The 15733-nt window shown below is 71.2% G+C and carries 12 protein-coding genes; 6 read left to right on the top strand and 6 right to left on the bottom strand.

Translation table 11 applies throughout. The features are described 5' to 3' along the window. The first annotated feature begins 1 nt into the window (after window position 1). From PV364_RS05615 to PV364_RS05590, 6 genes are read left to right on the top strand one after another with little or no spacing between them, the layout of a single operon-like run. Complete coding sequence (locus tag PV364_RS05615) at window positions 2-1111, top strand: glycosyltransferase family 4 protein (protein WP_319658543.1); 1110 nt, start codon at window positions 2-4, stop codon at window positions 1109-1111. Further along, on the top strand, window positions 1108-3636 hold the full coding sequence (locus PV364_RS05610) for a hypothetical protein (protein WP_319658542.1): 2529 nt from the start codon (window positions 1108-1110) through the stop codon (window positions 3634-3636). Before PV364_RS05615 ends, PV364_RS05610 begins: the two co-directional genes overlap by 4 nt. Continuing rightward, window positions 3633-4772 carry a glycosyltransferase family 4 protein gene (locus PV364_RS05605; RefSeq protein ID WP_319658541.1) on the top strand — a complete coding sequence of 380 codons (1140 nt, stop codon included), beginning with the start codon at window positions 3633-3635 and terminating at the stop codon, window positions 4770-4772. The genes PV364_RS05610 and PV364_RS05605 overlap by 4 nt, the downstream gene beginning before the upstream one ends. Continuing rightward, entirely contained in the window at window positions 4765-6093 is a 1329-nt protein-coding gene (locus PV364_RS05600) for a lipopolysaccharide biosynthesis protein (RefSeq protein ID WP_319658540.1), read from the top strand. The genes PV364_RS05605 and PV364_RS05600 overlap by 8 nt, the downstream gene beginning before the upstream one ends. Then, window positions 6090-7373 carry a polysaccharide pyruvyl transferase family protein gene (locus tag PV364_RS05595; RefSeq protein ID WP_319658539.1) on the top strand — a complete coding sequence of 428 codons (1284 nt, stop codon included), beginning with the start codon at window positions 6090-6092 and terminating at the stop codon, window positions 7371-7373. Before PV364_RS05600 ends, PV364_RS05595 begins: the two co-directional genes overlap by 4 nt. After that, window positions 7373-8536 (top strand): glycosyltransferase family 4 protein, encoded by a 1164-nt coding sequence (locus PV364_RS05590; protein WP_319658538.1) that lies wholly within the window; start codon window positions 7373-7375, stop codon window positions 8534-8536. Before PV364_RS05595 ends, PV364_RS05590 begins: the two co-directional genes overlap by 1 nt. A gap of 19 nt (window positions 8537-8555) precedes the next feature. Here the strand turns inward: PV364_RS05590 and PV364_RS05585 are convergent, their stop codons facing one another. The 6 genes from PV364_RS05585 to PV364_RS05560 form a co-directional block, all read right to left on the bottom strand. Next, window positions 8556-9773, bottom strand: a complete 1218-nt coding sequence (locus tag PV364_RS05585) for a cellulase family glycosylhydrolase (RefSeq protein WP_319658537.1) — start codon at window positions 9771-9773, stop codon at window positions 8556-8558. A gap of 162 nt (window positions 9774-9935) precedes the next feature. Then, complete coding sequence (locus PV364_RS05580; RefSeq protein ID WP_319658536.1) at window positions 9936-10769, bottom strand: glycosyltransferase family 2 protein; 834 nt, start codon at window positions 10767-10769, stop codon at window positions 9936-9938. A gap of 391 nt (window positions 10770-11160) precedes the next feature. After that, the gene (locus tag PV364_RS05575) at window positions 11161-12282 is read right to left on the bottom strand and encodes a GuaB3 family IMP dehydrogenase-related protein (RefSeq protein ID WP_319658535.1); all 1122 of its coding nucleotides are present in this window, start codon (window positions 12280-12282) and stop codon (window positions 11161-11163) included. Between the two features lie 144 nt (window positions 12283-12426). Next, window positions 12427-13929 (bottom strand): IMP dehydrogenase, encoded by a 1503-nt coding sequence (gene guaB, locus PV364_RS05570; protein ID WP_319658534.1) that lies wholly within the window; start codon window positions 13927-13929, stop codon window positions 12427-12429. A 122-nt stretch (window positions 13930-14051) separates the two neighbouring features. Then, the gene (locus PV364_RS05565; protein WP_319658533.1) at window positions 14052-14663 is read right to left on the bottom strand and encodes a sigma-70 family RNA polymerase sigma factor; all 612 of its coding nucleotides are present in this window, start codon (window positions 14661-14663) and stop codon (window positions 14052-14054) included. Window positions 14664-14923: 260 nt separating this feature from the next. Beyond that, complete coding sequence (locus PV364_RS05560) at window positions 14924-15535, bottom strand: response regulator transcription factor (RefSeq protein WP_003948568.1); 612 nt, start codon at window positions 15533-15535, stop codon at window positions 14924-14926. Window positions 15536-15733 lie beyond the last annotated feature (198 nt).

Here is a 15733-nt window from a genome sequence, read left to right as displayed (position 1 = left end):
GATGCGACGCACCATCCTGCAGATCACTCCGTACTACCCGCCTCACCTCGGCGGGCTCGAACGCGTGGTGGAGCACCTTGCCAACCAGCTCGGACGGCACCACGAGGTCCGGGTCATCACCACCGCCCTCGGTTCCGGCGGCGGACCGCGCCGCTACGGCGCCGGCCGGGTCACCGTGCGGCGGCACCGCGCGGTCGAGGTCGCGCACACCGCGCTCGCACCGGGCCTGCCGGTCTCGCTGGCGCTGCGGACGCCGCGCGACGCCGTAGTGCACCTGCACTGCGCGCACGCGCTGATGCCGGAGATGGTCGCGTTCATCGCCCGGATGCGCGGGCAGCGCTTCATCCTCCACTTCCACCTCGACGTGGACGCTTCCGGGCGCTTCGGCGGGCTGCTGCCCGCCTACAAGAAGCACGTCTTCGCGCGGTCGATGCGTGCCGCCGCCGGGGTGATCGTGCTGACCGAGGAACAGGGCGCCTTCGTGCGCGACACCTACGGCGTGCGGGCGGACCGGGTGTTCGTCGTCCCCAACGGTGTGGGGGCCGGCTACTTCATGCCGGTGCGGGAGACGGCGGGGCGCCCGCTGCGGCTGCTGTACGTCGGCCGCCTGAGCGCGCAGAAGAACGTCGCCCGGCTGCTGGAGGCGGCCGCCCTGCTCCAAGAGCCGGTGCGGCTGCGGATCGTCGGCGACGGCGAGCTGCGGGAGAAGCTGGAGGCGCACGCCGCCGAGCTGGGACTGAGGAACGTCGAGTTCTCCGGCGGGCTCCTCGGTGAGGACCTGGTGCGGGCCTACGCGGACGCCGACGCCTTCGTGCTCCCCTCGGACCGGGAGGGCATGCCGCTGGTCGTCCTGGAGGCGATGGCCGCCGCCCTGCCGGTCATCGCGACCGATGTCCCCGGCACCGCCGAACTGCTCAGAGGGGTCGGCCTGCTGGCCGCTCCCGAACCGGCGGCGCTGGCAGCCGCCATCGACTCGGTGGCGGCCGACCCTGGTGTGCGCCTGCGTCTCGCCCGGCGGAGCGCCGCGAAAGCCCCCGACTACTCCTGGGAGGCCGTGGCCGCCCAGGTCGAAGAGGTCTACGCGCAGGTCTACCCAGAGGACGCCGTATGACGTCCCATGACGCGGGGACCACCCGCCGGCACGGCACCAGGGTCCCGTCGTGGGCCGTGGGAGCGGAGACGGATCCGGACCCGGCCGAGGACGACGGCACGGGGAACGCCCCCGAGCACGGACGCCGGGGTGCGGGCCGATCCCGTTCCGGGCGCCGGGCCGGCGGCCGGGACGAGGCGTCGCCCGCTGACGCCGCCGCCCCGGGCCCGCGGGCGGGCGACCTCCTGCACGGCCGGCTCGCGGCGCTGCTCGGCATCGCACTGGCCTGTGTCGTGGAGATGCTGCCCGGCATGCCCGCAGTGGTGCTCACGGCGGCCGGCCTGTGGCTGCTGTTCGGGGCGCCCATCGCGGTGTGGCGCGGCACGGCCTCCCGCGTGGTGTCCACCAGGGACGGCAGCCTCCTGCTCGCCGCCGGCCTGGCGATCATCACGGATCTCGTGGTCGCCCTCGCTGTGAACACCGTGCTGCCGCTGGCCGGGGTGGAGCGACCGCTGACCCGGGTGTACCTGGCCGGGGCCACGGCACTCACCTTGATCGTGATCGGCGCCTTCGTACCGGAGGAGGAGCGCGCCGAGCGGCGCAGGTCCTGGCTCCGCGACGGGCTGCCGCCGGGTGCGCTGCCCGTGGGGTCGCTCGCCGGCGTCGCCCTGGTGCTGTCCGTGGCCGGGCCGATCCGGCTGAACAACGGTTTCGGCGGCTCGGTCAGCGTGGCCGCGTTCATCGCCATCGTCACGCTGCTGGTGCTGCTGATGGCCCGCCGGGGGCGCTACCCGGTCGCCGTCCTCGAAACCGGCCTGTTCCTCGCCGCGGCCGCGCTGCTCCTGCTGAACTCGCTGCGCGGTTGGTCCATCACGGGACACGACATCCAGCGCGAGTACGAGTTCTTCCGGCTGACGCTCGGCGGATCGCTCTGGGACGTCGCCACATATCCCGACGCGTACAACGCCTGCCTGAGCATCACTCTGCTGCCCGTGAGCGTGTTCCGGCTCACCGCGATTCCCGACGTCTACATCTTCAAGGTCTTGCTGCCGCTGCTGTTCGCGCTCACTCCGGTGCTGGTCCACCGCGCGGTGCGCAACGTCGCGCCGCATCTGGTGTCGCTGCTGTCGGCCGTCTTCTTCATGCTCTTCCCGACCTTCCTCTCCGACATGACCTTCCTGGGCCGCCAGGAGGTCGCGTTCGTGCTGCTCGGCTGCGGGATGGTGGTCCTCACCGACTCCGGACGGCCGCTGCGGGCGCGGCGGATCGCGTTCGCGGTGCTGCTGGCCGGCATCACGCTCTCGCACTACTCGACGATCTACGTCGTGATCATCATCCTCGGTGTCGCCTTCGTCACCGACCTGATCTGGCGCCTTGCGCAGCGATGCAAGGACAAGCGGGCGCGCAAGCGCAAGCAGCGCCCGGTCGAGGCCCGCTCCTTCCTGACCTGGTGGATCGTGGCCGCGGCGGTGGCCATGGCGCTGGTGTGGGCGGGTCCGGTCACGCACACCAGCGGGCAGTTGCAGAGCACACTGCGCTCCGTGGCCCAGGAGATCACGAACCCGGGGCAGGCGCGGAGCGGTTCGTCCGACACCTCGTACAGCATCTTCGGCGGCGGGTCCTCGATGACGGCTCAGCAGCGGCTGAGCGACTACCGCGACGAGACCGTGAAGGCAACGGTCACCGACCGGGCCGACGGAACGTATCTGTCCCTCAAGACGGTGGACGCCTACCCGACCCCGGTCGTGCCCGAGCAGAACATGGCTGTCACCTCTGCCGGCCGGGTACTCGAGGCCGTCGGCCTCAAGGCGATCACGGTCAACTCCCTGCTGCGCCAGGTCACCGCGGGCCTGCTGCAGCTCCTGCTGATCGTCGGCGTCATCGTGATCGACATCGGGCGCCGCGGTGCCTTCAGGCCGCTGCGCGACCAGACCACGCTGACCATAGGCGCCGTCGCCCTGCTCGGGATTCTCACGGTCGTCCCCCAGCTCTCCGTCGACTACGGCGTGCTCCGTGCCTTCCAGCAGGGGTTGTTCTTCTTCGCGCCGTTCATCGCGGCGGGCATGCTGTCCGCCCTGCGCTGGGCCGGACGGCGCCGCGTGGTGGTGGTGTACGCGCTGGTGGCGGCCCTGTTCCTGGATCTCACCGGCGTGGTGCCGAAACTCCTGGGCGGTTACCCGCCGCAGTTGCAGCTCAGCAATGCCGGCCAGTACTACGACGTGTACTACCCGAGCACCGAGGAGCGGATGGCCGCCTACTGGCTGTCGCAGCGCTTCGCGGCCGAGGGCAAGCCGTCCCTGGTGCAGACCGACCGCTTCACCTTCAACCGGCAGCAGACCCTCCTCACCGGCCCGGTCGTGGGCGACATCTTCCCGACCGTGCTGCGCACGGACTCCTACCTCCTGCTGGGCACCTCGACCGTGCGCACCGGGCGTCTGTCCTTCAGCTACCGGGGCGACCTCGTCACCTACCGGTACCCCGTAGGCCTCCTCGACCGGACCAAGAACGAGATCTACAGCAGCGAGGGGGCGAGGATCTACCGATGAGGGTCCTGCTGGTCAGCCACTACTACCCGCCGCACGTCGGCGGCATCGAGAACGTCGTCCGCATGGAGGCCGTGCACCTCGCCGCCCAGGGCGTCGACGTCACCGTCCTCACCAGCGGCGAGCGCACCGCGATCACCCAGGAGGACGGCGCACGCATCGTGCGCGTCGCGGCCTGGAACGGCGCGGAGAAGGCCGGCGTGCCCTTCCCGGTGCTCTCGCCCCGGCTGCTGACGACCGCACTGCGCTGGGTCCGCCGGGCCGATGTCGTCCATGTGCACGACTGCCTGTACCTGACCTCGTGGGCGGCCGGTCTCGCCGCGCTCCTCACCCGCACCCCGCACCTGGTCACCCAGCACGTCGCCCTCGTGCAGCACCCGTCCGCGCTGGTGCGCGGGGTGCAGCGGGCCGTGTACGCGGTCGCGGGCCGCGGACTGCTGCGGCGCGCGCGCACCGTGATCACCCTCAACGCCTCGGTCGCGGACTTCGTACGCCGCTACGGCGCCCGGCCCGAACGGGCCCGCCATCTGGCGAACGGGGTGGACACCGCCCTCTTCCGGCCCGCCGCATCGGCCGAGGAGCGGTCGCTGGCCCGCAAGCGCTTCGGCCTGCCCGGGGACCGGCCGCTGGTGCTCTTCGTGGGCCGCCTCGTCCCGAAGAAGGGCTACGACCTGCTGCTGTCCGGCTACGACCCGGCCGCGGGCTACGACCTGGTGTTCGCCGGCGACGGCGACTCCGCCGCCCTGGCCGGCCGGCCCGGCGTGCACCACCTGGGCGGGCTGCCCCCGCAGGAGCTGGCCGAGGCGTACCGGGCCTGCGACGTCTTCGCCCTTCCGTCGACGGCCGAGGGCTTCCCCCTCACCGTCCAGGAGGCCATGGCCTGCGGCCTCCCGGTCGTCACCACCGACGATCCCGGTTACGCGCCCTACCGGCTGGACCGCTCCAAGGTCACCCTGCTGGACCGGGACCCCGGGACGATCCGCTCCGCGCTGTCCGCCCTCGCCGGGGACGGGCCGCGGCGCGAACTCATGGGCCGGTACGCGCACGGACTCGCGACGACCTCCTTCGCCTGGGAAGCACATGTGAGCACCCTGACCCAGTACTACCGCGCCGCGACAGGGCCGGCCGCCCATGGCTGAGGACCCCGGCAAGCCCTCCCGCGTACAGGACCAGGTGTACCGCAACTCCTTCTTCCTGATGGCATCCACGGCGATCACGGCCGGACTCGGCTTCGTCTTCTGGGTGCTGGTGGCCCACTTCTACAGCCCCGAACAGGTCGGACTGGCCACCTCGCTCATATCCGCGACCTCGCTGATCTCCTATCTGAGCCTTTTCGGACTCAACAGCACGCTCATTCGCTTCCCGGCGCCGGCGGCTTCCCGCAACGGACAGCTCACCCAGTCGATCGTGCTGGTCAGCCTGGTCTCCTTCGCGGTCGCCGCGGTCTACCTGCTCGGCCTGCCGCTCTACGCGGAGAAGCTGGTCTTCATCCGTGACCACGCGACGGCGGCCGCCGCGTTCGTGGTCTTCTGCATCTGCGCGACGGTGAGCCAGCTGACCTTCTCGGTCTTCGTCAGCGCCCGCATGGCTCATCAGAACGCGCTGGTCTACGGGCTGCTCCAGGGACTGGTCAAACTGGCCCTGCCGGTCGCCCTCGTCGGCTACGGCTCGGTCGGCATTCTCGGTGCCAACGGCGGCGGCTACGTGGTGACGGCGCTGGTGTCGCTGCTCCTGATGCACCGCCGGCTCGGCTTCCGCTTCCACCTGCGCGCCCGGGGCACACGGATGCGGGAGCAGTTCCGCTTCTCCCTGGCGAGCTACGTGTCGAGCCTGCTCAACCTGGCGCCGCTGCTGGTCCTCCCGATGATCGTGCTGCAGCAACTGGGGGCCGCCGCCGCGGGCTACTACTTCATCGCCTTCCAGATCGCCAACCTGCTCAACTCCGTCTCCTTCTCCGTCGGCGAGGCGGTGTTCGCGGAGGTCTCCTACGACCCCTCGCGCTTCTCGGTGCTGCTCCGCCGGGCCGCCGGCATCATCGCGGCGGTGCAGGTGCCGTCGGTCGTGGTCGTCGCGTTGGGCAGCGGGCTGCTCCTGCGGATGTTCGGCGGCCCCTACGCGACGCGTGCGCAGCCGCTGCTCGCCGTACTGGCCTGCGGAGCCCTGGCCGTCGCACTGAACACCTGGGCCAGCTTCGCCCTCAAACTGGCCCAGAAGATGACGCCACTGGTCCTCAGCAATGTCGTCTACGCCGTGGTGACCATCGGCCTGGCCGCGCTGTGGGCACCGCGCGGACTGGTCTGGCTCGGCTGGGCCTGGGGTCTGGGCAACCTCGCCAGCGGCATCTACGCCGCGGTCGCTCTGCTCGGCATGCGCACCGCCCTGCCGCAGCCGCCGGGCCCGCCGCCCGGCAACGTCCCGAACGAACGCGAAACGAGCCCAGTCGAGGGGTACCACCGGTGAAGATCGTCGTCATCAACGCGTACGTGAGAGAGAACGCCGGGGACGCCGCACTGCTGTCCGTGTGCCTGCGCCACGTCAAGGAGGCGTTCCCGGAGGCCGCGCGGGCCATCGCGGGCATGGAGGACGCCGCCGCCCACCGCTCGTTCGAAGGGGTGGACAACCTCGGATCGATCCGCCGCTATGTCGCCGACGGTGGGGTCTCCCGGTCCCGACGGCTGCTGCGCAAGCTGGTCGTGGCCCTCGTGGGCACGACGGCCCTGCTGCTGCCGCGAGCCGCCGCCGACGTGCTGCTGAAGCTGCTTCCAGCGGAAGCGCGCCGGGAGGCCGACGCCGTGTCCCAGGCGGACATGGTGGTGTCCATGGGCGGCGGATACCTCCTCGCACGGCCCGGCCTCGACGGATACCAGAACGTGTTCTTCGTCCTGCTCCCGGTGTTGCTGGCGCAGAAGTCGGGAGTGCCCGTCGTCTTCGCGCCCCAGTCCTTCGGCCCGTTCCCCGGCAAGCCGCAGCGCCGGCTGGTCGGCCGGGTGCTGCGCCGCGCGGCCCTGGTCCTCGCGCGCGAGGACGTGAGCGTCGGCCTGCTCGAGGAGTGCGGCGTGCCCGCGCAGCAGGTGCGGCGTGCCGTCGACTCCGGCTTCGCGTTCGCCCCCGATGTCACCTCGGACTGGCGGAGCCGGCTGGGAATCGGGGCCCAGGAGCCGCTGGTGGGTCTGACCGCGCGCCGCTGGCTCGCCCCGGCAGCGCAGGAACGCTACGAACGCGCGCTCGCCGAGACGATCGACGCGCTCCAGGCGGACGGGGCCCGCGCGGTGCTCATTCCGCAGGTGACCACGGACTACCTCGGCGACGACGACCGCATCGTCGAAAGGCGTATCGCGGGCCACTGCCGGACCGCGCCGCTGCGGATCGAGGAGCGCGTCGACTACCGCGACCTGAAGGGTCTGTACAGCGAGTGCTCCCTGCTCATCGGCACCCGCTTCCACTCGGTGATCTTCTCGCTCACCAGCGGTGTCCCGTGCGTCGCCATCGAGTACGAGCACAAGACCCGCGGCATCATGGCCGATCTCGGTCTCAGCGAGTGGGTGCTGCCGATCGCCGAGGTCACGCACGCCGACCTGTGGGCGCTGGTCTCCAAGCTCCGCGCGAACCCCGAGGAGTACCGGACGGCGCTGCGGCAGCGGCTGCCGGCGTACATCGACCAGGCGGAGGAGTTCCCCGCCCTGCTCCGCGCCGCCACGGGCGCCACGGGCGGACTGCGCCGGGCCGGGCAGGTCGCGTAATGGCACGCACGGACCTGCCGGAACCCGGCCGGGAGACACGCACGGTCGCGGTGGTCGCCCCGTACTACCCGCCCAAGGTCGGCGGCGTGGAGAACTACGCCGCCCGCATCGCCCGCGCGGTCGCCGAGGCGCCCGGGCTGCGTCCGGTCGTCATCACGACCCGGCTCTCCGGCTTCCGCACCACCGTGGACGTCGAGGACGGCGTGCGGGTCATCCGGCTCGGCGCCTGGCTGAAGCTGTCCAACACCCCGCTCAGCCCCCTGTGGCCGCTGCAACTGCGGCGCTGGCTGCGCCGGACCGGGGCCGAGGTGGTCAACGCCCACGCACCGGTACCGGGGTTGGCCGACCTGGCGGTCGCGGCCGCCGGAAAGCGGCCGTCGGTCCTCACCTACCACGCGGGCTCGATGCACAAGGGCGAGCCCGGCAGCGGTGCGGCGGACCGGCTCATCGGCCTGTACGAACGGCGGGTGCTGCCGCGGGTGTTCCGGCGGGCCCGCACGCTCGTGGCGGTGTCGCCGGTGTCGCTGGCCGCCGGGCACCCGCACGCGGTGGAGATCACCCCCGGCGTCGACATCGAGCGGTTCACACCCGGGCAGCCGGCCTCGGAACGTCCGCGCACGGTCGTCTACGTCGGCCGCATGGCCCGTTCCTCGGCCTGGAAGGGCGTCGACGTCCTGGTCACCGCCTTCGCCGAGCTGGCGGCCGAGGTGCCCGGCGCACGGCTGCGCCTGGTCGGCGGCGGGGACGCGGTGCGGGACCATCTGCGGCTCGCGGCGGACCTCGGCATCGCGGACCGCGTCGAGGCGGTCGGGGAGCTCACCGGGGACGCCCTGGTCGAGGTGGTGCGGACGGCCGCCGTCGCGGTGCTGCCGTCGCGCACCGAGGCGGAGTCCTTCGGCATGGTGCTGGTCGAGGCGATGGCCTGCGGCACCCCCGTGGTGGGCTCCGCCGTGGGCGGCATCCCGCACGTCGTCACCGACGGCGGGACGGGGCTCCTGGTGCCGCCCGGCGATCCCGCCGGGCTGGCCGCCGCGTGCCGCAAGGTGCTGACCGACGGCGAACTCGCCGACCGGCTGGGCGCGCGGGGCCGCCAGGAGGCGGAACGGCGGTTCGCCTGGAACGGCCTGATGGAGCGCTACATCACGCTGTTCCGGGCGCTGTAGCCCTCCGCTCCGCGGAGGACTAGCCCTTCTTCTTCGCGCCCTCGTAGGCGGCGATCGCCGCCTTGAGGGCTTCGAAGGACGGCTTCTTCGTTCCGTCGTAACGGCGCATCCCGTAGTACAGCGAACGCTTCTTCTTGTCCGCGGCGACCGCCTGGTCCTGGTCGGTGTACCAGAACATGGCGCCCACGTGCGGGTTGGCCAGCACCGCCGGGACCGTGTCGGTCGCGATCTCGGCCTGGCGGGCCTCGGTCACGTGCGTCGTGTCCGGAGGGTTCACCTTGCCGTCCGACGCCGCGCCGGGCCCGCTGGTGGGTGCTCCCGTCTCGGTCAGCCAGATGGGGAGCTCAGGGGTGCCGTACTTGTCGAGGATCCCCACCAGGTTCTCGCGGAAACTGCTGATCCGCTCGAAGGTCGTCCCGGTTCCGGGGGTGGCGCTGGGCAGGGCGGGAAAGTTGAACGGGTGGTAGCCGACGGCGTCCACGTACTTGTTGCCGCCGAGCTTGCAGACGGCGGCCAGGAAGTCCGTCTGGGACATCCTGCGGGCCGCGGCGCTGGTGCGGGACACCGCGAGCCCACCCATGACCACGTAGGCCTTGGGGTCCGCGGCGCGCAGCGCCTGGCTCGTGGCGCGCAGCAGTTCGGTGTAGGCCTTCGGGTCGGGAGCGGGCCGCCAGAAGCCGATGTTCTCCTCGTTCCACACCTCCCAGGTGTGGATCCCCATCGCGGAGTACCGCTCGGCGGCCATCTTGGCGAAGGCGGCGAAGATCTCGGGGTCGGCCGGTGCACAGTTCTGGCCGGCCGTGCAGTCCGCCACGCGCGCCCACTTCGGGGTGTAGGCGATCACCGGGAGCATCTTCAGGCCACGGGCCTTGGCCGCCTCGGCGACCCGGTCGAAACGGTGCCACGAGTAGGTGTACGGCGAATCCGGCTGGATGTTGTTCCACGAGAGGTCCATCCGGACCCACTTGGCGCCGACCGCGACCGCGTCGTCGAGGCCCCGCGCCATGTCGGCGTCGGACTTCCAGGTCAGGGTGTCGCCGTACGAGACGCCCATCCGCACGTCGCGGACACCGCCCGCATCGGACGCGGACGGCGTGGGGCTCCCGCCACTGGCCTGCGGAGCGGCCGGGGAGGATGTCGACGGCACGGACGCGGCGACGATGGTGGCGACCGCCGAGACCACGAACGCCACGAGCGCCACGAGAAAGCGTTGCCGCCTACTGGAATCCTTCACCATGCCCCTCAGCGTAGGCCAATCCCTCACAGTGTGTTCGGGCCCCCCGCGCGTCCCGCGGTGCCCGCAATCCCCCTGCCCACGCGGGGCCTTGGGGCCGCCGAACAGGCACGCTCCGACCACCGCCACGGGGCCCCACCCCGCCGCGGCGACCCGCGCAGCCCGTCAGACGGTGTGGCGCCCGGCCTCCACCGACCCCCACTCGGTGCCCCTCATCACGTAGGGCTCGGGGGCCCGCTGAGCGGGCATCAGCGGCAGCGGCTCGGGGCGGGTGGAGCGGTCGTACCACTGGGCCCGGGTCTCGGTGCGCAGCGCGTTGTCCCGGAGCCGGTGGCGGAACAGCTGAGCCAGGTTGGACACTCCGTCGGACAGCGCGTTGAGCTTCACCTCGCCGCCGCGGAGCCGGTACTCGATCGGCACCTCCATGCAGCGAAAACCCTCGCGCACAGCGGCGTTCTTGATCTCCTGGGAGAAGCCCATGCCGTCGGAAGTGACTTTGAGGGTCTCCCAGATGTAGCGGCGGAACACCCACATCCCGCTCTGGGAGTCCTGTATCTCGCTCTTGAACAGCACACGGCTGACCAGGCTGAGGGCGCGATTGGCCACCGCGTGGGAGGGCTTCATCGCGGCGCGGTTCTCACGGCCGAGCCGGTTCGTGTTGAGGAACTCGACCTGGTGCTCGTCAACGATGCGCAGCAGTCGGGGGAGATCGTCGAAAGGATAGGTGCAGTCGGCGTCGCCCGTGGCGATCACATCGCCGGCCGCGGCCGCGATTCCCGCCTTGTAGGCGTTGCCGTAGCCCCGCAACGGCTGGTGGATCACCCGCGCGCCGTAGGACCGGGCGATCTCCCCGGTCCCGTCGGTGGAGCCGTTGTCCGCCACGATGACCTCGACGGCCCACCCCGTCGAGGTGAGCTCCTCGAGCGGGATCGTCGCGAAGACGTGCGGAAGGTTCTCGGCCTCGTTCAGGGCTGGTATGACGATGGACAAAGTGGACACAGCAGGCCCCCCGAGCTGGTGATATACACAGACGCCACCGCACGGGGCCCGGCATCCGTGCCCACACCCCCCGCCGAACCCTCCCATGGCTTCGGTCACTCTAAGCGACAATTAGCACACGGGAACCGCGGATATGGGATTGTAATCGAAAATCCCCGATCCCCACATGACAATTAACCTTCCGGGCTCCGCCACTTCACCAAAAGATCGCCACTACTACTCACAATTGACGGCTCATTAGTAAAAATCTGACGATTGCCGCCATTGTCACGCGGCATCCGTGCGCGGCCCATAAAACGATCACGGAACGACCGCGGACGCACCAGGGGCCCGCACCGCGTGCGGCGGTGCGGGCCCCTGGGGACGGTGACCGGTGACCGGTGACCGGACGTCAGCGGTGGTGCGTGGGCGAGACCGTGACCTCGACCCGCTGGAACTCCTTGAGCTCCGAGTAGCCCGTGGTGGCCATCGCCCGGCGCAGCGCGCCGAAGAAGTTCATCGAGCCGTCCGGGGCGTGCGACGGGCCGAGCAGGATCTGCTCGGTCGTGCCGGCTGTGCCGAGGTTCATCCGCTTGCCGCGCGGCAGTTCCTCGTGGGTGGCCTCCATGCCCCAGTGGAAGCCGCGGCCCGGGGCGTCCGTGGCGCGCGCGAGCGGCGAGCCCATCATCACCGAGTCGGCGCCGCAGGCGATCGCCTTCGGCAGGTCGCCGCTGGAACCGAAGCCGCCGTCCGCGATGACGTGGACGTAGCGGCCGCCGGACTCGTCCATGTAGTCCCGGCGGGCCGCCGCGACGTCCGCGACGGCGGTGGCCATCGGCACCTGGATGCCCAGCACGCTGCGCGTGGTGTGGGCCGCGCCGCCGCCGAAGCCGACCAGGACGCCCGCGGCGCCGGTGCGCATCAGGTGGAGCGCGGCGGTGTAGGTGGCGCAGCCGCCGACGATCACCGGGACGTCGAGCTCGTAGATGAACTGCTTGAGGTTCAGCGGCTCGTGCGAGCCGGACACGTGCTCGGCGGAGACCGTCGTGCCGCGGATCACGAAGATGTCGACGCCGGCGTCGACGACGGCCTTGGAGAACTGCGCGGTGCGCTGCGGGGAGAGCGCCGCGGCGGTGACCACGCCCGCGTCACGGACCTCCTTGATGCGCTGCCCGATCAGCTCCTCCTTGATCGGCGCCGCGTACAGCTCCTGCAGCCGCCGGGTCACGGAGGCGTCGTCCAGCTCGGCGATCTCGGCGAGCAGCGGCTCCGGGTCCTCGTAGCGGGTCCACAGACCCTCGAGGTTGAGGACGCCGAGGCCGCCGAGGTTGCCGATGCGGATCGCGGTCTCCGGGGAGACCACGGAGTCCATCGGCGCCGCCAGGAACGGCAGCTCGAAGCGGTAGGCGTCGATCTGCCACGCGATCGAGACCTCCTTCGGGTCCCGCGTACGGCGGCTCGGGACGACGGCGATGTCGTCGAATGCGTACGCCCTGCGGCCGCGCTTGCCCCGCCCGATCTCGATCTCAGTCACTGTCGCTATGCCTTTCCTCGTGTCCTGCCCGACCAGTATCCCAGTCAGGGCAGGCGAAAGCCCGCGACCGGGGAAGGCCGCGGGCTCTGCCGTGTCCGCTCCGCCGGGTGCGCCGCGCGCCGCGCGCTCCGCGCACCGCGCGGATCAGCGCCCGTGGTAGTTGGGCGCCTCGGTGGTCATCTGGATGTCGTGCGGGTGACTCTCCTTGAGGCCGGCCGCGGTGATGCGCACGAAGCGGCCCTTCTCCTTCAGCTCGGGGACGGTCGCCGAGCCGACGTAGCCCATGGAGGAGCGCAGACCACCGATGAGCTGGTGCGCCACCGCGGAGAGCGGGCCGCGGTAGGGCACCTGGCCCTCGATGCCCTCGGGGACGAGCTTGTCCTCGGAGAGCACGTTGTCCTGGAAGTAGCGGTCCTTGGAGTACGACCTGCCCTGGCCTCGCGACTGCATCGCGCCGAGCGAGCCCATGCCGCGGTACGACTTGAACTGCTTGCCGTTGATGAACATCAGCTCGCCCGGCGACTCCTCGCACCCCGCGAGCAGGCTGCCCAGCATCACCGTGTCCGCGCCGGCAGCGATCGCCTTGGCGATGTCGCCGGAGTACTGCAGACCGCCGTCGCCGATCAGCGGGACACCGGCCGGGCCGGCGGCCAGCGAGGCCTCGTAGATAGCGGTGACCTGCGGGGCGCCGACGCCGGCGACCACCCGGGTGGTGCAGATGGAGCCCGGGCCGACACCGACCTTGATGCCGTCGGCCCCGGCGTCGATCAGCGCCTGGGCGCCGTCGCGGGTGGCGACGTTGCCCGCCACCACGTCGATCCTGATGTTGGCCTTGACCTTGGCGACCATGTCGAGGATGCCGCGGCTGTGGCCGTGGGCGCTGTCGATCACCAGGAAGTCGGCGCCGGCCTCCACCAGCCGCTGGGCACGGAGGAACGCCTCGTCGCCGACGCCGACCGCCGCGCCGACCAGCAGCCGGCCCTCGGCGTCCTTGGCGGCGTTGGGGTACTTCTCCGCCTTGACGAAGTCCTTGACCGTGATGAGGCCCTTGAGCCGGCCCTCGTCGTCGACCAGCGGAAGCTTCTCGATCTTGTGTTTCCGCAGCAGTTCCATCGCCTCGATGCCGGAGATCCCGACCTTGCCGGTGACCAGCGGCATCGGCGTCATGACCTCGCGGACCTGGCGGGAGCGGTCGCTCTCGAAGGCCATGTCGCGGTTGGTGACGATGCCCAGCAGCTTGCCGGCGCCGTCGGTGACCGGGACGCCGCTGATGCGGAACTTGCCGCAGAGCGCGTCGGCCTCGGCGAGGGTGGCGTCCGGGTGCACGGTGATGGGGTCGCTGACCATGCCGGACTCGGACCGCTTGACCAGGTCGACCTGGTTGACCTGGTCGTCGACCGACAGATTGCGGTGCAGCACGCCCACGCCGCCCTGGCGGGCCATCGCGATGGCCATGCGGGCCTCGGTGACCTTGTCCATCGCCGCGGACAGCAGCGGGATGTTCACGCTGACGTTCCGGGTGACCCGGGAGCTGGTGTCCACCTGGTTCGGCACGACGTCCGAAGGCCCTGGGAGGAGAAGCACGTCGTCGTAGGTCAGTCCGAGCAGTCCGAACTTCTCGGCTACTCCGTCGGCGTTCAGCGTCATGACACCTTCCCCATGGTCTTGCCCAGCGAGATGTTCAATGCTAATGGCTCTCGCGGGAAACCTTTTCCGGCCGTGACGCCGGCCCGCGGGACGAAGACCCCGTACGGGACCGGAGCGGTGGGCTAGGCGCTCAGACCGCGGGCGGGCGCGGCTTCCTCCGCGAGCGCGCGCAGCCGGGACAGCGCCCGGTGCTGCGCCACCCGGACGGCCCCCGGCGACATCCCGAGCACCTGTCCGGTCTCCTCGGCGGTGAGCCCGACGGCGACCCGCAGCAGCACCAGCTCGCGCTGGTGCTCCGGCAGATTCGCCAGCAGGCCCTTCGCCCATTCGGCGTCGCTGCTCAGCAGCGCCCGTTCCTCCGGCCCGAGCGAGTCGTCCGGCTGCTCGGGCATCTCGTCGGAGGGCACCGCGGTCGAGCCGGGGCCGCGCATGGCCGCCCGTTGCAGGTCCGCGACCTTGTGGGCGGCGATGCCGAACACGAAGGCCTCGAAGGGCCGTCCCTGGTCGCGATAGCGCGGCAGCGCGCACAGCACCGCGAGGCACACCTCTTGGGCGAGGTCGTCCACGAAGTGGCGCGCGTCACCGGGCAGTCGCGACAGCCGGGTACGGCAATAGCGTTCGGCAAGCGGGTGCACATGGGCGAGCAGATCGTGCGTCGCCTGCTCGTCGCCCTCGACGGCTCGACGTACGAGAGCCCCTATGGCTGTCTCTGTGCCGGTGGCCTCGTCGCGCATCCGTCCATAGTGCCTCGCCGAAGCGCGCTCCGTGGCCTCAGGCGGGTGGTTGTGCTCCGAAGCGTTATGCGATGCGCCCTGTGGCGCGTTTCGAGGGACCGCACCGGCCGTAGTCATGTCATGCACCCGCCGCCCCGCCCGCCCGTGTCCCCGAGAGTCCATGCTCCAAGCATGCGCCCTCGGAGCGGAAACCGGTACGAGCGGGGCAGCCGCACAGCCGCCCCACAGCCCATCGGCCCCTCGCCGCTCAACTCGACGGCCTAGCGCACCAGGCCCCAGCGGAAGCCGAGCGCCACCGCGTGGGCCCGGTCCGAGGCGCCGAGTTTCTTGAACAGTCGCCGCGCGTGCGTCTTGACGGTGTCCTCGGAGAGGAACAGTTCCCGCCCGATCTCGGCGTTGGAGCGGCCGTGGCTCATGCCCTCCAGCACCTGGATCTCGCGGGCGGTGAGCGTCGGTGCGGCGCCCATCTCGGCGGAGCGCAGCCGGCGCGGTGCGAGCCGCCAGGTCGGGTCGGCGAGCGCCTGGGTGACCGTGGCCCGCAGTTCGGCGCGCGAGGCGTCCTTGTGCAGGTACCCGCGGGCACCGGCGGCGACGGCGAGCGCCACCCCGTCCAGGTCCTCGGCGACCGTGAGCATGATGATGCGGGCCCCCGGATCGGCGGACAGCAGCCGCCGCACGGTCTCGACACCGCCGAGACCGGGCATCCGGACGTCCATGAGGATGAGGTCCGAGCGGTCGGCGCCCCAGCGGCGGAGGACTTCCTCGCCGTTGGCCGCGGTCGTTACGCGCTCGACACCGGGCACGGTCGCGACCGCGCGGCGCAGCGCCTCTCGGGCAAGCGGGGAGTCGTCGCAGACGAGAACGGAAGTCATGACCGTCCTCCGCAGCTGATCCGCGTCACGTTGAGCCTCCAGGCTGTACGAATCGTCACTGGTGGGGCTGACGGTCTCGGGCACCTGCCCGATTCGTTCGGCCGCCAACCACTTCCGCACCTTCAACGACCCTCACTCGAAAGAGTTACGGAGTTTGGGGACGGTCTCCCGCACACTGCGTGCCCGCTTCGCCACGCA

Source organism: Streptomyces sp. MI02-7b (assembly GCF_033793585.1).
GTDB lineage: Bacteria > Actinomycetota > Actinomycetes > Streptomycetales > Streptomycetaceae > Actinacidiphila.
The sequence above is the reverse complement of the archived record's forward strand: the minus strand, read 5'-3'. Positions and strand labels throughout refer to the sequence as shown.